General features: G+C 56.3%; 11 protein-coding genes. 7 read left to right on the top strand and 4 right to left on the bottom strand.

Annotation, left to right across the window (positions count from 1 at the left end):
- Nucleotides 1-575 precede the first annotated feature (575 nt).
- The gene (locus tag B2R17_RS06080) at nt 576-2048 is read right to left on the bottom strand and encodes a DUF1501 domain-containing protein (RefSeq protein WP_286763273.1); all 1473 of its coding nucleotides are present in this window, start codon (nt 2046-2048) and stop codon (nt 576-578) included.
- Nucleotides 2045-5155, bottom strand: coding sequence for a PSD1 and planctomycete cytochrome C domain-containing protein (locus B2R17_RS06085; protein WP_286763274.1), 3111 nt, complete (start codon nt 5153-5155; stop codon nt 2045-2047). Before B2R17_RS06085 ends, B2R17_RS06080 begins: the two co-directional genes overlap by 4 nt.
- Nucleotides 5156-5521: 366 nt before the next feature.
- Between B2R17_RS06085 and B2R17_RS06090 the strand changes: the two genes are divergently transcribed.
- From B2R17_RS06090 to B2R17_RS06105, 4 genes are all read left to right on the top strand, one after another.
- Nucleotides 5522-7162, top strand: a complete 1641-nt coding sequence (locus tag B2R17_RS06090) for a BBP7 family outer membrane beta-barrel protein (RefSeq protein ID WP_008671048.1) — start codon at nt 5522-5524, stop codon at nt 7160-7162.
- A 309-nt stretch (nt 7163-7471) separates the two neighbouring features.
- Nucleotides 7472-12040: a beta strand repeat-containing protein gene (locus tag B2R17_RS06095; protein WP_286763275.1), complete on the top strand. Its 4569-nt coding sequence runs from the start codon at nt 7472-7474 to the stop codon at nt 12038-12040.
- A gap of 477 nt (nt 12041-12517) precedes the next feature.
- On the top strand, nt 12518-13876 hold the full coding sequence (locus B2R17_RS06100) for a BBP7 family outer membrane beta-barrel protein (RefSeq protein ID WP_286763276.1): 1359 nt from the start codon (nt 12518-12520) through the stop codon (nt 13874-13876).
- A gap of 76 nt (nt 13877-13952) precedes the next feature.
- Entirely contained in the window at nt 13953-17039 is a 3087-nt protein-coding gene (locus tag B2R17_RS06105; RefSeq protein ID WP_286763277.1) for an FG-GAP-like repeat-containing protein, read from the top strand.
- Nucleotides 17040-17221: 182 nt separating this feature from the next.
- On the opposite strand, the gene B2R17_RS06110 is transcribed toward B2R17_RS06105, so the two are convergent.
- Nucleotides 17222-17734, bottom strand: coding sequence for a hypothetical protein (locus B2R17_RS06110; protein WP_286763278.1), 513 nt, complete (start codon nt 17732-17734; stop codon nt 17222-17224).
- Between B2R17_RS06110 and B2R17_RS06115 the strand changes: the two genes are divergently transcribed.
- Complete coding sequence (locus B2R17_RS06115; RefSeq protein ID WP_286763279.1) at nt 17716-18945, top strand: DUF1559 domain-containing protein; 1230 nt, start codon at nt 17716-17718, stop codon at nt 18943-18945. The two genes, B2R17_RS06110 and B2R17_RS06115, sit on opposite strands and share 19 nt — an antisense overlap.
- Before the next feature lie 181 nt (nt 18946-19126).
- On the top strand, nt 19127-22252 hold the full coding sequence (locus B2R17_RS06120) for an FG-GAP-like repeat-containing protein (protein WP_286763280.1): 3126 nt from the start codon (nt 19127-19129) through the stop codon (nt 22250-22252).
- A 54-nt stretch (nt 22253-22306) separates the two neighbouring features.
- On the opposite strand, the gene B2R17_RS06125 is transcribed toward B2R17_RS06120, so the two are convergent.
- On the bottom strand, nt 22307-24100 hold the full coding sequence (locus B2R17_RS06125) for an ABC-F family ATP-binding cassette domain-containing protein (RefSeq protein WP_008661153.1): 1794 nt from the start codon (nt 24098-24100) through the stop codon (nt 22307-22309).
- A gap of 271 nt (nt 24101-24371) precedes the next feature.
- Between B2R17_RS06125 and B2R17_RS06130 the strand changes: the two genes are divergently transcribed.
- On the top strand, nt 24372-25027 hold a 656-nt coding region (locus tag B2R17_RS06130), incomplete at its 3' end, for a 2-oxoglutarate dehydrogenase E1 subunit family protein (RefSeq protein ID WP_414707237.1).

The raw sequence follows: 25027 nt of genomic DNA on the forward strand, positions 1-25027 counted from the left end.
CTCGGGGTTTCCTCTCCAAGCTAGCGATGACGGCCCCTCCGGGCGAATTTGCATCGAAGGCTCCGGAGGAGTCCTCCTGAATAGGAGGTCGTGCAGTTTTACAAACGCAGTGCTCGCAAGGTTGAAATCACCCTCCTGAACGCAGTTGGGGAGGGTCGGAATGCGAGCGTTCAGCGAGAATTCCGGGGAGGGCTGTCCGCGCCGTTTCCCATGCTCGGCCCTCACCCTCGCGTACGCCTGAACGGCGTCGCTCGACCTCTCCCCAAACTTCGTTTCGGGAGAGGTGCGGTGCGCGAAAGCAGCATAAATACCTGCATCAAAAAACTGCACGACCTCATAGCTCGAGGTGGAAGCCCCGAGAGTCCTCCCAGAGTAGAACAATTGCCCCCAATTGTTCCGTGTGCGAACCCCAACAATCCAGCGTCCGTCACCACCCATTCCAAGCTTAAACAGTTCGAAACCAACCTCGCGTCGGCACCTTGCGAGACGGAACAGTTGGGGACAACTGTTCTACTCTGACATTGCTCCGTCGCCTCTTCCAAAACGAAGTTTCGGGAGAGATCGAGCGATGCCGTTCACGCGAACATGTCCGTCACGATTCGTGAGGGCTGGGTCACGTTGGACAATCGTTGCGGCAGGCCCTGGCTCATGTAAGTCAGTTTGTGGTGATCGATGCCCAGCAGATGCTGAAGCGTCGCGTGCAAGTCGTGAGGGGAAACCTTGTTCTCGACCGCCTCATATCCGATGTCGTCGGTGTGCCCGATCGAAACGCCGGGTTTGATTCCGCCGCCCGCAAACCACATCGTGAATGCGCCAGGATTGTGGTCGCGACCAATCAACTTCATCTCGCGACCGCCGCGATTCTCTCGCATCGGCGTTCGTCCAAACTCACCGCCCCAGACAACCAGTGTGTCTTCCAGCAGTCCACGTTGATCCAAGTCTTTCAGCAGCGCCGTCATTGGCTGGTCGACTTCACGGCAACGATCGTGGAACCCTTTGTTGATCGCTTCGTTGGCTCCGGCACCGTGTGAGTCCCAACCCCAGTGGAACAGTTGAATGAAACGCACGTCGCGTTCCGCCAACCGGCGAGCGAGCAAACAATTGTTCGCAAACGATTCTTCGCCGGGCTTGGTGCCGTACATCGCATGAACGTCGGCGGTTTCCTGACTCAGATCAAATGCTTCGGTCGCACTGGTCTGCATCCGAAACGCCATTTCATACTGAGAAATTCGCGTCAGCACCTCGGCGTCGCCGGTTTGCTCAAACGTTTCTCGATTGAGTTTGGCCAGGGTATCCAGAGCACGTCGTCGCTGGATGCGACTGACGCCTTCTGGGTTGGAAAGGTACAAAACCGGATCGCCTTTGCTGCGGCACTGGACGCCTTGATGCACGGAAGGCAGAAATCCCGATCCCCAAACACTCTTCCCGGCGGACGGTGTTTTGCCGCCGGAGACCAAGACAACAAACCCGGGCAGGTTCTGGTTCTCACTGCCGAGGCCATACATCGTCCATGCACCAAAGGACGCCGAACCAAGATTCTGACTGCCGGTGTGCAACAGCAACTGTGCCGGTGCGTGATTGAACTGGGTCGTGTGCATCGATTTGACGAAGCAGACTTTGTCGACCACCGATTGGAAGTGCGGCAAACGATCGGAAACCCAAGCCCCACTTTCACCATGCTGGGCGAATGGAAACTGCGGTCCCAGCATTTTGGGCACGCCTTGGATGAACGCGAAACGCTTTCCTTCCAAGAAGCTGGCCGGCGTGTCTTTCCCATCCAGTTGCTGCAAGTCGGGTTTGTAGTCAAACAATTCCAACTGGCTCGGTCCGCCCGCCATGTGCAGGAAGATCACACGTTTGGCTTTGGGTGGGAAATGCGGAGCCAACATCGGTGCCGCATCACCGGGTTTCGCGGCCTCACCGTGGACCGAGTTGGCTTGACTGCCCAACCACATCCCGGCCAAACCAAGCGAACAGTTTTGCAGAAAGTGTCGCCGCGTTTGCCATTGCAACGAACCAAGACGCACGGAGTCGTTGAGAGGATTCATTTGGTCAGTGCTTTGTCGAGGTTCAAAATGGTGCTGGCCACAATCGCGAGCGCGTTCTGGTCCACGTTGAGTTTGCCGTCGTCTTGTGGAACGCCACTGGTTTCGTCCAAGTCGTCGTAGAGTGCCTTCAATTCATGAAGTTCCCATTCCGTCGGTTGGCTTTGTGTCACCAGCAAGAACATGCGAGCGATTTGCGATTCGATCGGAGTGCTGGTGCCCTGGGTTTCGTCCGTGGCGGTTTGTTCGACCAAAGCCTTCCCGCATTCGGCGTAGACGGGATCGTTCAGCGTCACCAAGGCTTGCAGCGGCGTGTTGGTTGCGATTCGTCGTGGTGCACACAGGTCTCGCGTGGGCGAATCGAAGGTCAAGAAACTCGGGTAGGGACTCGTTCGTCGCCAGTACGTGTAGAGCGCCCGGCGATAGCGTTCGGGACCGGTCGCGGTTTTCCAAGACGCCCCGCTGTAAACGGTCTGCCAAACGCCATTGGGTTGAGGCGGCATGACGGACGGGCCACCGATTTGCTCGGTCAACAATCCTGACACAGCCAACGCTTGATCGCGAACCATTTCGGCAGTCAATCGCGTTCGCGGCCCGCGAGCCAACCACTGATTTCGCGGATCGGCCTGCTGCAGTTCTTCGCTGACGTGATGCGTTTGACGATAAGTCGATGACAACACCAACTCACGCAAGAACGGTTTCAAGTGCCAACGGTGTTCGTCTCGCAATCGCAAGGCGAGGTGATCGAGCAACTGCGGATGGGTCGGCTGCAGACCGCTGGATCCAAAGTCCTCTTGTGTCTCCACCAATCCGATTCCAAACAACTGAGCCCACACTCGATTGGCCCACACTCGCGGGGTCAGCGGGTTGTCATTGGAAACCAACCATTGCGCCAGTTCCAAGCGACTGTTCACGTCCGAGGGACGCACCGATGTGCCTTGGGTGAAGGCCACTGGAATGGCCGGATCGACCTTCTCGCCGCGTTCCATCCAGTTGCCACGGACAAACACGCGTGTTTCTCGTGCTGCCTCAGCCGGACGATTGAAAACGATCGGCAATTTGGGGCCTTTGACCTGCGACGCTTCCTTGCGGGCTTGCGCGAGCGAATCGGTGAGTTGCTTCCACTGGTCGCTTTCGAGCAACTGGTTAGCTTCCACCTCCGTGGTCGCGAACCATTCCAATCGACGGATCGGTGTTGCCAGATTTCCGGTCGTCGAGTGCGACTGACGCATGGTCAATCGCAGCGTTTTGATTGACTTCTCATTCAGCGATTCCCACGAACTCGGATCTCGCATCACAAACACGGTTTGCCGCGGTCCCGTCAGCTTCGGGTATTCGCCGGCTCCCGACGCGTTGCCGCGAAGAGCATCGTCTGGATCCGTGCTGCCGGTGATCGCATCGGCGATGACACCCGCCCACGCGACCGGAGTGGCGTTGCCCTCGGCATCGATCCACTCAGCGGTGAGTTCGCTGAGCACGGAACCTTGCTCAGGCCACTGCGCCGGATCATCGCTGAGCGGCAAGATATCCAACTTCATCGCCGACAACGGTTGCTCACCCAATTGAGTTTGCAAGTCTTCAAGGTCCAGCTCGACGGTGTACTTCGTTCCGGGCGGGAAGGTACCACCATCGGTCACGATTTGATTGTCGACTTGCTTCAGTTTTCCGTCGGTGGTTTTGAACGAAGCCGGAGTCAGCGATTGCCAGTTTGCTGCATGAGCGACATTCCATCCGACCGCGTTGCGTTGATGACGCAGCTCTTCGGCTCGTCGCTGCACATCAATGGCATGTTCCAATTGTGATCGATCGTTGGGAACACGAATCGTCGGATACTCATCCGGCAGATCCACATCCATCGTGTCGTTGAACATCGCCAACGAGGCGTAGTACTCGTCGTGTTCGATCGGGTCGTATGGATGCGAGTGACACTGGACGCATCCAAAGGTGCTGGCCTGCCACACCGTCCAAGTCGTGTTGACGCGGTCGATCAACGCAGCGATGCGGAACTCTTCGTCGTCGGTCCCGCCTTCGGTGTTGGTTTGCGTGTTGCGATGAAACGCGGTTGCAATCCAGTCTCCCGCCGTCGCGTCTTCGAGCAAATCGCCGGCCAATTGCTTGATCGTGAATTCGTCGTAGGGCATGTCAGCGTTGAAGGCCTGGATCAACCAATCTCGGTAAGGCCACATGTCGCGGTGCGGATCCTTTTCGAACCCCATTGAGTCGGCATAGCGAGCGAGGTCCATCCAAACGGACGCCCAACGTTCGCCAAAGTGAGACTCGGCCAACATCATGTCGACCTCCGCTGCATAGACCGCTTCTTTCTCACTGGTTAACGAGACTGATTCCAGCTTGGAAAGAAACTCGGTGAGTTGGTCTTCCGACGGCGGCATCCCAATCAAATCAAACGAAGCGCGCCGCAGCCATTGTTCGGCGGGTGCTTCCTCGCTTGGTGTCAGATTTTTAGCTTGCAAACTTGCCAGCACGATTTGATCAAGCGGCTGCGTTCCCCACTTGCTTTCAGCTGAGTGCTTTGTCTTCAATTCGGCAGGCGATGAGGCTAGCCCCAGCGGCGTGAGCGCCCACATGCTTTGCCACTGGGCTCCTTCGGCAATCCAACGACGCAGCAACTCGATGTCTTCCGGCGACAACGGGTCGGGATGCTCGTCCGGCGGCGGCATGCGAATGTCGGCGTCGTCGGTCGTGATGCGTTCGATCAAGATCGATGCTTCGGGGTCGCCCGGCTCGACAATCCATCCGTCCGGCGGCAGCACCTGCTCGGGATAGATGAACGAGACGTCGCCGGCTTGCTTCACCCCGCCGTGGCACGAAGTGCAATTCGCGACGAGAATCGGGCGAATCTGCGAATTGAAATCAACCGGAGATTCCTCACCACCGCTTGATTGACCATTCGCGGTGGCAGGCTCCGCGGCACGCGTCGACTGAGACTCGAAAGAATTCAAACAGAGGCAGCCTAGCAGCACCATCGAAGTGATTTGAACGGTGCTTCCAGCGATAAGCCACGGGCGGGCGCCAGTCCTGAGACTGAAAAACAGACGGACCAATGCATTCCCGCCGGATGGCGACGGAAAGCGGGTGAAGAGAGATGGCATGGAGGGAGTCGAGGTGGGTTTCTGGGTTGGATCAGAACCTCTGTATTATAACGGCGTCAGGAGTTCTTTCAGCGGAGTATGCGCGTTTCACACAAACACCTGTGAAACAGCGTCTCAGCCCACCTCACATCAAAACACACAAACCTGGCAAAACAGGCAGCCGCAGGCGAGTTTTCCGAAAGCGTTGCGCCTAACGATTTTTCTGATTTTGACGTTTTTGGATGCAGTATCTCAACAATCGGGGTCGATACGAGTGGTGAGCCGGTGATTCTCGACCGACGGCGCGACGTGACATGCACGTGTCCGTCTGCCCAACGGGGTCGAGCCTCACCTCCCCCCCGACTCCAGCATTGATGGGTGACGCCCGTGTCAAAACGTCTGTTTTACTTCTGTATCTTTGGGACGCTTGCCGTGATGGCAGCCCCTTTGCATGCACAAACCAATTCAACTCGGTCGAGCCAATCCGGTTCGGTTCGCAACGCGAGCTATATAGAGCAGAACGCTCGAGCATCGTGGCAGCCAGTCCGAGACCTCTCGCAAAAAACGGCCTCGAAGTCGACCAACGCGAATCGCCCGCAGTCGGCGAATGTTCGCTTGGTAGACCACACGTCATCCTTGCCTTCTCCGCCCATGCCGCCTTCGATCAACCCGATCATTGAAGAAGGCCCGATCACTCATTCGATGCCACTGGACGGCCAGGTCATCTACGACCCGATGCTGGACGGCGGTTGCGACTCCATGCCCATGGGAAGCTGCGGTTGCGGCGACCACGGATGCGACGGTGGTTGCGGTGCGGTCAGCTACGGCGGATGCGACGGCATCGGTTGCGGCAGTGGCGTTTGCCACAACGGCGACCCAATGTGCGGCGAATACAACGACTGCGACGTGATGCGACCTTGCGTGACGCTTTGCTGGCCACAGGACGGCTGGTTCTCGGCTGAGTACCTGCTGTGGTGGCAAGACGGCATGGCGTTGCCACCGTTGGTGTCCACCGATGTGCTGCCATCGCAACGTTTCCCGAATGATCCGGGTCGTGTGCTGTACGGCGGCCAAGATGTCTTGACCGACAACATGGACGGATTGCGTCTGAAGTTTGGATTCTGGTTGGACAAGTGCCACACCTGGGGTATTGGAGCTGAAGGTTTCGGAATCGGGGAAGAAACCGACAGCTATCGTGCCAGTGGTGCTGACTCGCAATTCTTGGGTCGCCCATTCATCAACGTGGCCAACGGCAGCGTCGAAGACCAACAACAAGTCGCCTTCCCCAACCAACTCGCAGGAACGGTCGCCGTCGATGTCGACAGTCGCTTGCGTGGATGGGGAATCAACCTGCGTCACCTTCGCCGCAGCGAAACCAGCTGCAGCCAAGGCGTCTTCTGTGGTTGCCCCGAACACACCTGCGAACGATTTGAATACCTGGTCGGATTCCGCCAAGTCGAACTGCGTGAAGGCGTTCGCATCACGGAAGACTTGGCCAGCATCCCAACGGCTCCTGACACCACCGTGTTGCAGTACGACATCTTCGATGACTTCCGCACTCGCAACCAATTCAACGGCTTGGACTTGGGTTGGATGTACAAACGAACCCGAGGCTACTGGACGTTCGACGCTTTGATTCGCTTGGGCGTTGGCAACACTCGTCAACGAGTCTCGATCGACGGTGAAACATCCATCGATGGCGGTGCGGCTGAAAAAGGCGGTCTGCTGGCTCAGAACTCGAACATTGGCGAGTACAGCCGGGACGAATTCTCAGTCCTGCCACAACTCGACCTGACACTGGGTTACCAAGTCACCGAGCAACTGCGAGCCACCTTCGGATACACGTTCCTTTACTGGTCCAACGTGGTGCGACCTGGCGATCACATCGACCGCCGCGTCGACACGGCTCAATTGCCCAACGGCACGACTCCAGCAACACCTGTTCTAGCTGACTACCCCGCCTTCGAATTCGACAACACCGATTACTGGGCCCAAGGCATCAGCTTCGGCGGCGAGTATCGCTGGTAGGGGAAAACGTGGAGAGGTTTGGCAAGGCCTGCTGATTTGACCGGGAATCCTGAATGGGTTGCCGGAAGGAACAATTCGAAAATTTCAGCTGACTCGCAATGAATCAGCTGACGCGAATGAAGCAAACATGCCGATTACACCGAAGCCGAGGGATTCGGAGCGGTGAAGACTGAAACCATTCGCCGGGTGTGGGCATCCCATGCACCACTCAGCCACGAGCCAGTCGCGTCATCCCCATGATGCTCACGTGACAGGCGTCCGGAGACGCACGCTCCCCCAACTAAGACAACAGTTTCCAGGGAATTGGACATGATCTTCCAACGCATGATCGACCGTCTGACCGGTCAAAGCCGTCGCACCCAAAAATCTGATCAAGCGAAATCCAGCCGTCGTGGTCGCCGAGGACAACGGCGTCTTCGACTGGAATCCCTACAAAAACGGGAACTGATGGCAAGCGATTTGGCCGCCATCAGCGGCATCGCCTACATCGACAGCGATGGCAGCGGAACGATGGATGGCGGCGAACCAGCCATCGAAGGTGCGCTAATCACCTTGTACCGCGACGCCAACTCCAACGGAACCTTGGACATCGGAACTGACGTTGTCGAGGGTACCGTCACGACGGTCGCCGACGGAGCTTACCGCTTCACCAACCTGGATGGCTCGGACGCGTCTGGCGTGACTGCCACCGGCGTGTATTTCCTAACGCAAGAAGACGCCCCGGGTGGTGCCGACCTCAGCGGATTGGTCTTCCCCGACACAGCCACAGTGACCGTCACCGATGACGAAGGAGTGACGCAGCAGGAAGTGGATGAGTTGACAGCCGCTCAGCCAGGTCAACCGGTGTCGCAAGCCACGATTGGATCGAACGAGGATTCCTCCGGCGATTTAGGAGCCGGAAGTGGCGTCCTAGGTGGGGAACGCGATGTGGTGGTGACAGTACTCGCCAACGCTGACACCGTCAACGAATCGGCTCGCTTCAGCGTGTCAGGCGGGGGAGTTTTGGCACTGAATACGGATGGCACCGTCAACGCCGCCCTCTTGGTTCAATACGACGGCGTCGACAATGATGACGGAGCGATTGCGTTGGATCCGATCGGACTTCGCGATGGCGGAGCCACCGGCATTGACTTCAGCGATGGCGACTCCGCAGCTGGGATCATGCTGGACATTCGTGCGGACGATGTCGTTGCCGACGCTTTGATCCTTCGAGTCTTCACTGACGGACCCAATTTTTCCACCGCCACGATCGACCTTCCCGACAATCTCTCGGACCCGACTCCTCTGACGGTGTTTGTGCCATTCTCTGACTTCAGCGACACCGGTGGAACCGGAGCTGATTTTAGCGATGTGGGTGCATTCGAATTCGAACTCGATCAAACGCTCGTGACGACCGGAACCGACTTTCGTGTCAGCATATTGGAAACGCGGCGCAGCAATGAAAACGTGCTGAACCTGGCCAGCATCCAGCCCATGGAATTGGGCGGTGAAGTCTTCATCGACGACGGCGGCGGAACCAACCAAACCAATCAAAACAACGGCACACGTGACGCTGGCGAACCCGATTTCCCCAACCCCGGTGCGGGGAATGAAATCGTGGTGGAACTCTACGCTTTGAGCGGACCAACTGACACGGTCGACGCTGGCGACACTCCGATCGCGACGACCACGGTCGCCGGTGGAGCCACCTCGGGTGCCTACACCTTCACCACGCTGACCAGCGGCGATCCACTTGGTCCTGGCACCTACGCAGTTGTGATTCCTGAATCGGAATTCGCAACCGGCCAACCGCTCTTTGGACACTCCGGCAGTGGCACCGCCGCCGCGGACACTGACCTGAATGCCAACGACGATAACGACGGCACCTATGTCGATGGAATCGGCTTGGTCAGCGGCGCGATCACTCTGGAAGTCAACGGCGAACCCACCACGGACGGAACCGACAACAATACCAACTCAACTGTCGACTTCGGTGTGGTTCCCAACACCGACTTGCGAATCACAAAATCGTTGGTGACCGCATCATCGAACTTGATCGCGGGCGGTACTGCGGTCTTCGACTTGGTGATTGAAAACTTGGGTCCATTGGATGCCACCGATGTCAGCGTGGATGACTTCATCCCCGAAGGCCTGACCTTCGATCGAATCGAAGACAGTGGCGGCGGGGCAGTTGCCACCACCACGACGACCGAAGTGGGTGGTGCGGGTCGTGAGATCCGAACGTTCAGCGTCGGAGCCTTGGCCGCATCTGGATCGGTCACCTACCGAGTCTTCACCGACATCGACACCGATGTTTCAGCGGACCCTGAAAATGAAGCTCACGTCAGTGGTTTCCAAGTCGAAGTCGACAACGACCCGACCAACCCGGTTGACTCCGATCCACTGTTGAACAACGTTTCGTTGGCGAACGCGGATGTTCCCATCGCAACTTTGAGCGTGACCAAAACGGACAACTTGGCGACCGTTACGGCGGGTAACCAACTGACCTATCAAATCACGGTCACCAACACCAGCACCGACAACGCCATCAACGTGACCGCACTGGACACGCTGCCAACCGGAGTAACGTTTGTTTCGGCCAGCTTCACTGACGGTTCGGGTTCGGTCAGCGAAGTGACCGCAGGCCCTGACATCGGCAAGATTCAGATGGTGCTGGGCGATTTGGCAGCCGGCGAAGACGAAACAATCGAGATCATTGTCACGGTCGATGCAACAATCGCCGACGGTGATTCGCCACTGGACAACTCGGTCACCGCAACGGCCGACAACGCACCCGATGTAACAACCAACGACACAACCGCCGTCGTCCGCGAAGTCGATGTGACGGTCGCGAAAACGGTCATCGAAACTCGGATTCCCGATGATCGCACCGATGGCGATGACGCTGATGACATCATCGACAGCACTTCGCCATTCCAGGTTGTCGCTGGCGGTTTTGTCACCTACCAAGTCGTCGTCAGCAACGCTGGACCATCCGAAGCTCGCGGTGTTGAAGTCGTCGACATCTTGGACGATGGATTGTCTTTGGTCGCCGGCAGCTTTGACTCTGGAACATCAGGCGTCACGGTTGTCCAAACGGGTCAAACGTTGACCTTCACGGTTCCCGATATGGACCCGAGCGAATCATTGACGTTTGAATTCGAAGTCGGCATCGCCTCGGACGAATTCGATGTGATCGCCAACACAGCGACAGTCAGCACAACGGACCCCGAATCGGATTCCAACAACAACACCTCCACCGTCAACATCGATCCGGACGCCCGAATCGACTTGATCTTGGAGAAGACGGCAGCAGAAACCACCGTGGTTCCCGGTGCGGACACCGTCACCTACACCTTCACGGTTTCGCATGACGACGACAGCATCTCCGATGCAATCAACTCTCGGGTCACCGACACGTTGCCCGCAGGATTGTCCAACGTCGTGATCACGGCCGCTGGTTCTTCGACCTCCAACTTCAACACCACCACACGACTGCTCGAAGTCGAATACGCTTCGATCCCAGTTGGCACAACACGGACCTTCACGGTCACCGCCGATGTGGATCCGACCGTGACAACGGACCTGGTCAACTCCGCAGCCGTTGCCGTTCCTGGCGTGACCGAACTGGACAGCACCAATAACACCGACACCGTCACCGTGGGTGTGACTCCCGAGTTCGACCTGACAATTGCAAAGACCGTCCAGGGTGGTGCCACTACATTCGGCCCCGATGACACTGTGACGTTCAACATTGTCGTTTCGCATGACACCGATGACGACGGAACCGAAGCTGACAATGGTGAAAGCCCATCGACGGCAACGGGTGCCATCGTGACTGACACGTTACCCGCTGGTTTGACATTCGCTTCGGCCACGTCAGGTGGTGCCGCTGTGACTCCGACCAGCACCACCAACGGTGTGATCGTCTTCCCTGAGTTCGACCTTGCTCCTGGCACCACTCGAACACTGACGATCACGGCGACGGTTGACGATGACGCTACCGGATCGATCACGAACAATGTTTCGATCGCAACGGATACCGGCGAAACTCAAACCGACAACAACTCGGCATCCGTTCCGGTCACCGTTGTTCCTGAAGCCAACGTTCGGGTCACCAAAACGGTTGACGTGACCACCGCTCAAACCGGTGCGGAACTGACTTACACCGTGATCGTCTTCAACGATGGCCCTTCGCCTGCAGCCGCCGTGACCGCAGTCGATACGCTGCCAGCGGGATTGACCTTCGTTAGCGGTACGGGACCAAGTGGAGCATTGTCCGCGACTGGGCAAACGGTCACCGTCAACGGTGGCACCATTGCCTCGGGCAGCTCATTCCAGTTCACCATCGTGGCCTCGGTCAACGATGGGGTAACGGCTGACCAAGTCAACAGCGTGACGGTCTCCACCACAACGGCGGAAACCAACACCACCGACAACACGGCTTCGGCAACCACAGCCATTGATCAAGCAATCAACGAGATCTCCGGCAATGTCTACCGCGATGCCAACCGAAATGGTGTCCGGGACGCGGGTGAAGTGGGTTACGAAGGGGTTCAGCTGCAACTGACCGGCACATTGTCGGACGGCAGCACGTTCACTCCCGTCACCGTGACCACCGACGCCAACGGCGAATACTTGTTCGAAGACTTGCTGCCTGGCAAATACCAAGTGACTCGATTGTCATTGCCAAGCGGCACGAGCGACGGACCTGAATTCCCGAGCTCCGCAGAAGGAGCTTTGGGCAACGGTGAAAGCATCGACGACATTGACGTCGGTGGCACCAACCCGACCGTTGTTCCGCTGACCGACTTCACGGTCGTCGACAACAGCAAACGCAGCTTCCTGGCATCGTTCATGCAAACGCCAGGCATTCAGAACCGTCCGACGGATCGCTGATCCGAAGGACAGAAGTAAACTCGCGACAACAAATCGATGCCGGGCAACGGGGAGCCGGTGGAACGCTCGGATCGATTTCGTGAGTCAAGCCCGGCCTTTTTCGGGGGGAAAAGGTCGGGCTTTTTCATGCGCTGACAGCTAGTTGGAAGGAACGTCGCCGGAGCGAGTTCCCAGGTCGGGTCGATGTATCGCCGCTTACCCGTAGGCAATGTCCCAATCTGGCACTCGAGCCGATGCTTTGAAACCAAGCGAGGCCTTACCACGTCTCAACGTTCCATCCGCGTGGCCGTTCATCCGGCCGCCCGTAATCGCCAGATAGAACTGGCGTCTCATCAAAGCGAACCGGTTTCACGCGTCGGACCAAGCCACATGGCTATTTGGCCCGCGTTTGGTCTTGACGCCATGGACATGGATTGACGATCCGTTCGGTTGGACACGCCAAAATCTTGAGCGAATCCGATCTAGAACGGAAAAAAAATGCCAGCCCCGACCAGCCAACCCAATAAAACTCACCTTTCGCGGTTCTGCAGCCATCGCCTGTTTTGCAATCCAGTCATCGCAACATTGTTTTTGTTGTTGAATTTGTTCTGTGAAACACAAGGCGCGCACGCTCAGCAATATGCGGTTGTCCCGGTCAATGGAAACGCACTCGATCCGTACGCTACCGCGGCCTACAACAGCGGAACGCAGGGCGGAGGTTTCTTGGCAGGATTTCCAAATCAGTCCTTTCCTCCCACGTTGTTCACAACCAACGCGGCCACCCAAGATCGATTTTGGTTGCGAACGGACTACATCCGATGGATGGCCGATGGCATGGAGACGCCGGCCTTGGTGACCACCAGCCCAGACGGAACGGCCCAAGCTGATGCCGGTGTTTTGGGACTGGCAACCACCACGACGTTGTACGGAGGCGAGATCAACGACGACAGCACCAACGGAATTCGGTTCCGCGGTGGTTTCTTTGTCACCCCAGCATCGGCGTTTGGAATCGAAGGCGAATACTTTCGAATTGGATCCAACGATTCCGGTTTCAGTCGCGATGGTGGAACGCAAATCCTGGCTCGTCCGTTTTACCGAACCGACACCGACATCGAGACAGCTCAGCTGATCAACTACCCCACCGTGGTCGATGGCAATTTGTCGATCGGTGCCAGCTCCAAACTCAATTCGTACTTGGTCAATGGTCGTGTTGCACTTTGTCCGACTTGCGGTGGCAACTGTGTGACTTGCCGCAACACCGATCGCGTCGATTGGTTGGTCGGGTACCGACGCATCGAACTGGATGAAGCCCTGACGTTTTCCGAAACGCTGGACTCGCAATTGACCGCAGCCCCCGGAACAATCGTTCTGAACGAAGCGTTTCGAACCAGCAACGAATTTGATGGGCTGCAACTCGGAGTGGTCTACCAAGCCAATCTGAAACGCATCTGGCTCGAGAGCCTCTTGCGAGTCGCGGTCGGCTCGACCAAGCAAACGGTTTCGATCAACGGGAACACGTCGATCACTGAATCGGGAGTGACGGACAACTACGCCGGTGGACTCTATGCCCAACGCGACAATTCAGGCACCTTCAGTCGCGACGAGTTCACGATGGTTCCCGAAATCGGATTCACACTCGGCGTTCACTTGACGAGTTGCTTGGACGCGACGGTCGGCTACACACTGCTGTACTTACCCAACGTCGTACGACCAGGCGATCAAATCGACCGCGATGTCGATCCCGACCTGTTGGCTCCACCGGGAATCGTGACGTCTCCTTCGCGACCTGAATTTCGATTCATTCAAAACGACTATGTGGCTCACGGGCTGAGCTTCGGTGGTCAGTTGCGATTTTAACAAACGGAACCCAAAGGCCGGTCGGCTACACTGAGTGAAATCCTCCCCATCGATTTCATGACAGCAGTGATGAGCCATGCCCCATCGGAACGAATCGGTCGCCTTTGTCACTGCTAGCATCGCGGCCCTTCTGCTGCTCTCGACCCTTGGTTGCAACAAGACCGATGTTCCCGACAAAAAGGCCGCCAATCAGTCGCTTCCAAACGCAGCGACCGATGATGTCGACGTGAATGTTGAAGTCTCAAAAGACATCCATTCAGACGCCGCTTCGGAACCTTCGCTGCAACATGCTCAGCGTCTTCTTGCGTCGGGCAATTCGTCCGAGGCCTTGCGAGAACTTCACTCGCTGCTGCTGAAACAACCCGATCAGCTGGACGTGATCGCGTTGACAGCTCAAACCGAACGATCGCTTGGCAACATGGATTCCGCGATCGCCTTACTGGATGAGTCCGCAGCACGTTTGCCAGAACATAGACGAACGCTGCTGTCCAACTCGGCAGCGTGGTCAGCTGAAACGGGCGACTACCAAGCTGCCATCACGCGTTATCAAAAACTGTTGAATTCCGACACCGCCGACGTCAACTCGCTGCGATCGATCGCGGCGTTGCAAAACGAAATCGGCCATCGATTCGAAGCAAACGAACACCTTCGGCGTCTGATGCAGCTTTCGCCCATGACGACGGTCGAATTGCTCTGCTTGGTCAATCCAGGACAACAAATCCATGACAGCCAACAATCCAAAGCGAAGTCGAGTCAGAAAGCACTGGCGATCGCCTACGAAAACCTCGATGAAAACCAATTCCAACGTGCACTCGAGACCTTAGAAGACTCGCCTACTTTCAGCGAACAAGACCCGGCTTTGCTGGCGTTGCGAGTCAGAATTTTGACCGAGATGGGGCGATTGGACGAAGCGACCAGCGCATTCGCAGATGCACCCGAACAATGCCGAGCATTCCCCGACTACTGGATCGCAGAAGGAATTTGGCACCAAGCCAATCGCGATTTGGATGCAGCCATCCAAGCCTTTCAGAAAGCGGTTGAACTAGAAACTCTTCACCAAGCGGCGCTCCGACGACTCGCGGCGGCCCTTCAAAGCAATGGTTCTGACGACGAAGCCTCACGAGTCAGCGAACGGGCCCAACTGGCCAAGGATCTTTCTGAACTGGCAGCTTCCACGGTGAACAGACAAGGCAACGTGGGCCGATCATGCCAAATTCTATCCCAACAGTTGCAGCAGATCGGATTGTCGTTTCAATCGTTGGCGTGGCGATTCAATGCCATCGCCTACACCACACCGCAGCAAGCCCGGGTGGATCAACATCTCGTTTCGTTGAGGCGTCTCAAACAGTCTCTCAATTCTCCGGAAACGCAACTTGCGCAACGCATCGGACTACCTCCGGCCGAACCATCCAGCACCAATTGGGATTCGCTAGTCGCATCGCGTGACATGACGATCGAGCCAAATCGAATTACCGAACAAGAAACCTCGTCTTCGCAGCAATCCATTCAACCACACTTCGAAAATATCGCTTCACGAGTTGGCTTGAATTTTCAATATCGCAATGCATCACCGCCAGTCGAGAAGAACTTCCTCCTGCACCAACCGCTCGGATCAGGCCTCGCGTGCTTCGACTACGACCTTGATGGACGCACGGACGTTTACGCTGCCCAAGGTGACGGTGATGCGATCGAACCTGGGATGTCTTCCAACTACTTGGCTCGTCATCTCGGCGATTCATTCATCGATGTTACCACTTTCGCGGAAGTGGATGACCGCGGTTACTCGATGGCATTGACGACCGGCGATATCAACCAAGACGGATTCGCGGATTTGGTGGTTGGCAACATGGGTCGCAACAGCCTCTTCCTCAACCAAGGTGACGGTACGTTTCGATCCATCAGTGTCGACAACATTTGGGAGGCTGGACGCTACACGACGGGCCTGGCGATCGCTGACGTGACTGGCGATTCATTGCCAGACATCATTGAAATCAACTATGTCGATGACCAACGAATCTTCGATCCAATTCAGTTCGACTCCAATGGGCAACCCATCCGCCTTCCCGGCCCGATGCAGTTCTCTGCGGCAGAAGACCGAGTCTTCGTGAGTCATCCAGACGGATCATTCGAAGGCCAATCCATTCGGGAACTCGCTGCCTCCTCGACCGACGCACACCGAGGCATGGGGCTGGTCGTCGGTGACTTCGATGCTGATGGCGACAACGAAATGTTCGTCGCAAATGACCAAACTCAAAATCAACTCTGGGATCGAACCTCAAGCGGCTTTCACGACGATGCCGACAAATCGCTTCGCCCAAATTTTCAGGACATTGGAACCCTCAGCGGTGTGGCATACGGAGTGACCGGTCAACCTCTCGCGAGCATGGGAATTGCTGCAGGTGACTTCGATGGCAATCAGACACTCGACTTTCATGTCACCAACTTTGACGACGAGTTGTCCAATCTTTACCTGCAACAATCCGATCACCTCTATTCAGATGGCGTTTTCTCGACCGGATTGGACGAGCATTCGCGAACGATGCTTGGCTTCGGAACCCAGGCGATCGACTTCGAAAATGACGGTGATTGGGATCTTGTGATTGCCAATGGCGACATCGAGGATCGCCGTCCTACAAAACCCATGTTCCAAATGCCAACCCAATTGCTGGCCAGCCAAAATCAACGCTGGGTCTCCACGTCTCCCGAAGACTCGACCGGCTATTTTGCTGGTGAACACCTAGCACGTTCTGTCGCTCGCTTCGACTGGAACCAAGATGGCCTGATGGATCTTTTGGTTGGCGATTTGGTGGAACCGTTGACGTTGCTCGAAAACCAAACGAACACCGATCATCGTTGGCTGCAACTCAAACTCATCGGAACGCAAACGGAACGAGATGCGATCGGTGCCAGAGTGCATTTCCATCTCGACAACGCCAAACTGCTGCGCACCGTGCAAACCGGCGATGGCTACATGAGTCGAAACGAGAACCTCATTTCGGTCGGCATACCTGCTAACCAAAATGTGCACCGGATAGAAATCATTTGGCCAAGTGGAACGCACCAATCATTCGACAACGTCAGCATGGAACGACGAGCTTTGATCATCGAAAGCCAACCACGGATACATTGGCTGCATTTTGCACCCCCAATTCCGAATACCTAACTCTTGCCAGCATCTTTCATCTGCGATTAGGCTTGAATGGTGTTGATTCATTCCCCCCACTTTGAGTTCATCTATGAAAGCTATGAAAACCTTCTTCGCTTTGCTCGTGTTCGCCGGCTCACTTTCGGTTGTCGGCTGTGCTCCTGACAACAGCACCACTCAAATTGAGCCCCCGGCTGAATTCAGCTACGACGACAGCTCTTACGAGCAAGAGATGGACAGCGCGACTGACGCTCAGCAAGAGTAAGAAAAGAAATTCTTTCAGAATTTTCTTCACGACCCAACATTGTTTTGATGTTGGGTTTTTTCATGCGTGTTCGCGCAAACGAGATAGAAACAGATCTCAGTGAACGCAGCAAACAGCCAGAGATCCGCAGCTCCAAACCGCTGTTTTCGTTGAGAAAAAGCACGTTTTCAATGCCTCTCGTCACAGCTTCATAATTCGCGCTCCTTGCGTTCACCGAACCCCCCCCCCCTGAAGGCAAAAATAAGAACACCCCAAAAAAACAACTTGCAACCGCCAAAGCACCGCTGCGCTTCGAATTACGCGGTTCAATCGCCCTTAAGTCCCTCGTACCTTTCTTCCGTAACAGTATGTAGGCGTTGGCATTCGTTTCATCAAACCCCAACGCCTGTTTCTCTTTCTTCTTCTCGATATCTATCTTAGGAGTGCGATATGGTTCGCAATCGAACAAGAGCTTCCGGCTTCACGCTCGTTGAGCTGCTGGTCGTCATCGCCATCATTGGTGTCCTCGTTGGGCTGCTCTTGCCCGCCGTCCAAGCTGCTCGCGAAGCAGCACGCCGCATGCAATGCAGCAACAACTTCAAGCAAATTGGATTGGGCATCCACAATTACCACTCGGCCTACAACGCTCTGCCACAACAAGCAGGCGGCACGTACGTTGACGGTGACTGGGGCGGGTCCGGCCCAGGTCGAACGACCAACCGATTCCGTTTGAGTTGGCTTCCCGCATTGCTTCCATTCGTGGAACAACAAGGTTTGTGGGAGCAAATCAGTAACCCTTACAACTTGGACATGAACGGCAACGCCATTAATCCAGGTTTCCCACCCATGGGTCCTGCCCCTTGGGGCGGTTCTTACCGTCCTTGGTTCACCGAAGTGGGAACGTTCCGTTGCCCAAGCGATCCAGGTCGTGGTGCACCTGCTCATGGTCGTACCAACTACGCCGCTTGCATCGGCGACAGCACTGACTGGGTCAACCACGGTTACATGCGTCATACCGGTGGCCGATGGGTGCTGACTCCGAACAATGGACAAAGCGCAAACGCGACGAATCGTGGTTTCTTCTACCACCGCCGTCAGTTGAAGTTCCGTGACGTTCTGGACGGTTTGTCCAACACGATCGCCTGTGGTGAGATCGCCACCGACTTGGGCGACAATGCCATCACAACCAATGCTCGCTATGGGGTTGGCTGGGGAACGATCCACAACAACCCAGCTCACTGCCGTGACCAAGCTGGTTGGATCGATCCTGCTCGTCCGCAGTTCTGGGATCCCGATGTCGCTGGAACGGGCAGCAATGGCCTTCGTACCGGAAACGCCGACTGGAAACGTGGTTTCCGCTGGATGGACACTCCGATCATCTATACCGGATTCAACTGCATCCTGCCGCCTAATGCTGAGATCTGCTTCGGTGGTTCAGGTGACTTCGATACCGGTGCCTGCCCACCAAGTAGCCGCCACCAAGGTGGCGTGCACGTGCTGATGGGTGACGGTGCGGTGAAGTTCGTGACCGATTCGATCGATTCCGGCAACATCCACAACGGTGTCGTGATGCGGGGTCAAACTGGCAACCGTGCTCCTGGGTCGGCGAGCCCCTATGGTTTGTGGGGTGCACTCAGCACACGCGGCATGAAAGAAGTCGTCAACATCGACGATCTCTAGGATACGGCTACTGAGTGGATCCCTCCGCTCTGGTTCAATCCTGACGAAAAATGCAAACGGGCTCCGAATTTCATTCGGGGCCCGTTTTTTTTATGTTTCGACCTTTGATTTGAACCTCGGCACCCGGTTCTGCTGTAGTTTCATTCAAGACCATTTTCGCAACGCTTTCTTCGACGCCCTCATGAAACCCGGTGGCAGCCTTCTTTTCGTCCTCGTGCTCCTATGGTCGGCCGGTTGCCGCCCCAGTCCACAAAACAGCGACACGTCGTCGAACACGTACTCCGAATCCAACGAGACGACCGCGTCACCCGACCAACTCTCTGCTAGCGGCTCGTCAGTCGATAGCGAAGTGGATGCCGACCGCTTTCACCGACAAGTTGCCCGCGCCGTTGCGAAACGCGACCTCCAAACACTGAGTTCCATCTCGCGTCAAAGGATGCTCACGTCAGGTGGAGACGTCGAATCGTACGAGACACTTGGGGATGCGTTCAAAACTTTGGGATCGATCGAAGATGCCATTGAAATGTTTGACATGGCAATCGAGTCAGCGGATAAGCCATCAGCCGACCTATTCGAGAAGACCGGGCATGCCTACATGGCTCAAGGACGAACATTCGACACGATCGAATTGATGAAGCGATGCGTTCGATTGCACCCCGATGACGCTGGTCGACGGGTTTCTTTGATTGGGTTGATGATCAGCCAAGCTTTGGAACGCGATGCGGTGGTTCATTTGCGGTATCTCATCCAGAGAGGACAAGCGGGAATCTCCGAACTGGTCATCGCCAGCGATTCTTCGCGCCCGCAAGCCGATGAGCAGATGTGTAAACAAGCGTTGAAGCTCAATCCTTCCGACTTGCGACCTCAATACGCGATGACTCGGTTTGACGCTTACAACCACCGCTGGTCGGAGGTCCTCGAACAGCTGAAACCGGTCGTCGATCGACATCCCGAGTTCATTCCCGCGTGGGCTTTTCTGACTCGCGCGGCGGTCGAGGAAAACGACGTCGACACACTCGAGCGAATTGCAGACCGTGAATTCGCGGACGAATACGAATCGCACCCTCAGGTTTGGATCGCTCGCGGCGTTTGGGCCGACCAAAACGGCGACACTTCGCTGGCAGTGGCATCGTTCGCTGAAGCGGTTCGGCTCGATCCAAATCATCACGAGGCTTTGACAAAACTCACCACCGCATTGGCTGCGTCAGGAGATCTTGAACTGAGCCAGAAAGCCGCTGTCAGGGCTGGGCGTGTCAACGAACTTCGAGATGCCATCGACGGCTTCCTCAGTTGGCGTCGCAATTCTCAGAGACTGGCTGTGGTCGTGGCTGAGAAACTTCAACAACTCGGGCGGCATTGGGAAGCCGTGGTTTGGTTGCGAGCGGCTTTCGCGTTGTCACAAGACCCCGCCGAAAATCTCAAAGAATCTTACGCGACCGCTCGAGGCAAACTGACAGGCAAGACGCCATGGCAAACTTTTGATTCGCAGTGGTTGCCGGCGAAGTCCGAAACGCGAGAGCAAATGATGGCGGCGGCCGACCGTGGATGGTTTCGTCACTCCTCCGACACCAACGACACAACCAAAGTCGCATCAGGCCCAGAAAAACGACCGCCACCAACTCGATCCATCAATGATCGCGGATATCGGTTGATCGATGAAGCGGCCGCCAGAGGCCTAAACCACACCGTTGGCCTGCAACGACCGCGAACCGAAGATGGTTTGTGGCTGTGGCAATCAGGGCTAGGAGGTGCCGGTGTGCTTGATCTGGATCTGGATGGTTGGCCCGATCTCCACCTGACCGCGTCAGGCGGGAAAGATGGCGGAGGCCCCGGATCACGCGACAACCAACCCAACACAACCGCTCGAAACTTAGCCGGTCAGTTTGTTGATGTCTCGAACGCCAGTGGACTGGCCGATCCGGGGTTCACACAAGGCGTCGGCATTGGCGACTTCAACGCCGATGGATTTCCCGATTGCCTGATTGCGAATATCGGGATCAACACACTGTATCGAAACAACGGAGACGGAACCTTCACCAACGTCACTGAGTGGATGTTCGACGATCCGGAAGAAGCGTTCTCAGCGGACGGAACAGCAACAACGGCGGTCGGAAACGACCCCCGCAACACTTGGACGTCATCTGTTGCGATGGCCGACATTGACCAAGACGGCTTGTCTGATCTGATCGAAATCAATTACTGCGGCGGCCCAACTCCGTATCAACAACGGTGTCTCGACGCGATCATCAAGAAGTATCGATCGTGCCAACCGATCACGCTTCCAGCGGAACGTGATCGGGTTCATCGGAACCGCGGTGCGATCAAAACCTCGTCTCTTTTTGAAGACCAAACGGATCAATGGTTTGCCAGCAGTGACCCCGGTCGCGGTCTCGGAATTCTGGTCGGACAAATCGATGGCGTGGACGGCTTGGATCTCTATATTTCCAACGACATGACTGCGAATCATTTCTGGCGTTTTGAAACCGCCACCAAATCGCTCAACGAACAAGCCACCATTCGCGGCGTCGCGTTCAACCACCAGTCCGCTGCCGAAGCATCCATGGGAATCGCGGCGACGGACGCGGATGGCGACCTCGACCTGGACCTGTATGTCACCCACTTCACCGATGAATCGAATACGTTTTACGAACAAGTCCGAGCGGGGTTGTTCCAAGACACGACGGACTCGGTCGACTTGGCTGCACCCAGCCGTGACATGCTGGGATTTGGTACTCAGTTCGTCGATTTAGATGGCGACGCGATCGATGAGCTAGTCGTCGCCAACGGTCACATCGATGAATTCAGGCACAAAGACCTCCAGTACGAAATGCCTGCCCAGCTATACGCTATCGACAGCGAAAACAAATGGCAGTGGGTTCGTGACTCAGCGATTGGTCACTACTTCGACGAACCACGAATGGGCCGGGCGATGGCGACATTGGACGCCAACCGAGACGGGCAAACGGACTTGGTCGTCACCGACCTGTTCCGCCCCACCGCATTGTTGATCAACCAAACACCCCGTACGACCGATTCATTGTCGGTGCGTGTTGTCGGCGTTCGATCCGAACGGGATGCCATCGGAACAACAATCCTGGCGACGACCAGCAGCGGCGTCCAAATGCGGCAGCGGATGGCCGGATCTGGCTATCAAAGTTCGAACGAACCGGTCCTTTCCTTTGCCATCCCCGAAGGCGATTCAGAGGTGGAGTTGGAAGTGCGGTGGCCAAGCGGCACCCAGCAGAACATCACCGTTTCGTTGCCTCAGCAAGAACTGCTATTGATTGAACCTGCTAGCGGCGACTGATCCAAACTCGCAGATTCCGCGAGCAAACCAAGCCTCCAAAGAACGACCAGACCATCACTCCCACTGATCAGCACTCAGTTCCATCCAGCGTTCCTCGGCTTCACCCAATTCCGATTCAATCTCTTTCATTTGATCGTGCAAGCGAACGGCTTCGTCTGGATCCGTTTCCGTCAATAGTTTCTTGTTCAGATCCTTTTTCTCGTCGTCCAGCTTGGCGATCTTCCGCTCGAGATTCTTGACCTCTTTCTCACGCTTCCGCTGATCTTTCTGGTCTTGCCGCGAATCACCGCTGCCCTTTGCCGCTCCCGTTTTAGGAGCCGTGCCGGACGCCTTCGCGTTTGCGTTGCGAACTCGCTCACCCTCGTCAATCTCTTTCTCGACGGCTTCGCAGTAGGTCTCATAACTACCGAAGTAGTTGCGAACCCGGCGGTCTCTCACCTCGATCACATTGGTTGCCACTTCGGCCATGAAGTGACGATCGTGACTGGTGAAAATCACCGTGCCCTTGTACAGCTTCAATGCGTCCGCGAGAGCCTCGACCGTTTCGACATCCAAGTGGTTACCCGGCTCGTCGAGAACCAATACGTTCGCGGTCCCCAGCAACAGGCTCGCCATACAAACGCGAGCACGTTCGCCTCCGGAAAGAACCTTGATCTTCTTTTGAATATGTTCGTCGCGAAACAACAACGCACCGGCCATCGCCAAAACATCTTGACGAGTGGTTTCTGGATCGGACGCGTACTCGAGATGCTCGAGGATTGTTTGCCGCTCGTCCAAAGTCGTGTACACGTGCTGGGCATAGGTCCCGATCTCGATGCCATGGCCCCATTTCATTGAACCTTCGATGGGCTCGAGAGAATGCACCAGCGTCCGCAGCATCGTTGTCTTGCCCTGACCGTTGTCTCCAACGATCGCGGCGCGTTGACCGTGCTCGATTTCCAACGAGATGTCTTCGGCGACGACGTGTCCCGGATACCCGATCGCCAGCCCTTCGCATCGGACGGCGGTTCCTTGCCGAGGCTGGACGCGTGGTGCTCGAATGTTGACGGTTGGTTCGTCACCCACGATTTCAGTGGTCTGCAATCGCTCGAGTTGCTTTGCCTTGCTGCGGGCTTGGCTGGCCGTGGAAGCATTGGCTCGGTTCTTGTCGATGAACCGCTGCAGTTGTTTTTGCTTGGCCACCACCGTCGCGTTCACACGTTTTTCGTGCTCGCGTCGCTCCTCACGATATTCCAGGAATTCTTGGATCTTGCCGGGGAACATCGTCAACTGCCCACGGGAAAGCTCCAACGTCTGGCTGCACGTCGCTTTCAGAAACGCTCGGTCGTGGCTAACGATCAAAGCGGCTTTGCCAAAATCACGCAGGAAGTGTTCCAGCAGGATCTGAGTCCGCAAATCCAAGAAGTTCGTGGGTTCGTCCAACATCAGCAGGTTGGGATCATGCAGCAACAAAGCCGCCAACTTCACTCGGGTTTGCCAACCGCCCGAAAGGGCTTTCACTGGCCCCTCTAAATAGTCGCCTTTCAGCTCGAATTGGCCGGCAACCTGACCGCAACGCCAATCGGGTTCGCCGCTATCTCGCATCAGAAAATCGAGCGCTGATTCGCCTTCATGAAACGGGTCGTGCTGACGCAGATAGCCGATCCGCAGATTGGGGTGGTGAATCACCTCACCCTTTTCGACTTCCTCTTCGCCCAACAGGATTCGCAACAGCGTCGATTTGCCGGCCCCGTTTCGCCCCACGAAGCCCACCTTCACGTCGTCAACCAAAGACACGTTGGCGCCGTTGAGCAAGACTTGGTCGCCGAACCGTTTCTCGGCGTCTCGGAGCTGAATTAAAACGGCCATTCTGAGTAAATTTCTAAAACTGAAAGTGGTGCAAACAAAGACAAGCGGGCGGGAAAAACGTTCCCAAAACCTCATCGTCTCGTCAAACGTACCGATAACCGCGGAAAAGTTCACCCGGTCGTCCTACCCACCCCGGGATTGGTTCCGTACAGTAGACTCAGGCGCGGCATCAGCACCCTGATCGGAAGCGTGCTTTTGACGTTTCTCCCACCTTCCACGTTTCCTTCCTCCTTTGCGATCCGCTTGGCGACGGCGGTTCGTTGCGGGACTCATGAATAGCTATTCGTTGGACTACATCGACGATTTGTACGTGCAATATGTGCGTGATCCGTCGAGCGTTTCGGAAACCTGGCGTCAATACTTCGAGCAGTTCCTGGTCGGGGCTGGTGCGCGGACCAGCGCTGCACCTGCTGCCAGCCAAACGGCTTCGCAGGGTGATGCAACCTCCAACGGCAAAACCTCGGGCGCACGCTCCGTCGTTGCGCCCGCGTTTGCTTCCGGCCAACCCGGCAGCGCCGAAGACACGTCACAGCGCCCAGGCTCCACCGGCGATCAAAATGTCGACCAAGCCCTGTGGCTGGCTCGGATCCAAGATCGCGTGGACCAGTTGGTTCGCGAATATCGCGTCCGTGGTCACTTGGTCGCGACCCTGGACCCGCTTGGGTTGTTCGAACACACCTGCCCGGAACTGTCGCCGCGAAGCCATGGGCTGAGCAAGCAGGACCTGGCTCGTCCTTTTGATAGCAGCATTCTCGAAAACGTTTCGGGCAGCACGCTCGACGTCATTCTGAACAAACTGCAGTCCACTTACTGCCGCAGTATCGGTGCGCAGTTCATGCACATCGACAATCGCAACATTCGGGATTGGCTGCAGCGTCGCATGGAAACGACGGAAAACCGCTTGGACCTGTCGCACGAAGTCCAACG

Source organism: Rhodopirellula sp. UBA1907 (assembly GCF_002337565.1).
In the GTDB taxonomy this organism is placed as follows: domain Bacteria; phylum Planctomycetota; class Planctomycetia; order Pirellulales; family Pirellulaceae; genus Rhodopirellula; species Rhodopirellula europaea.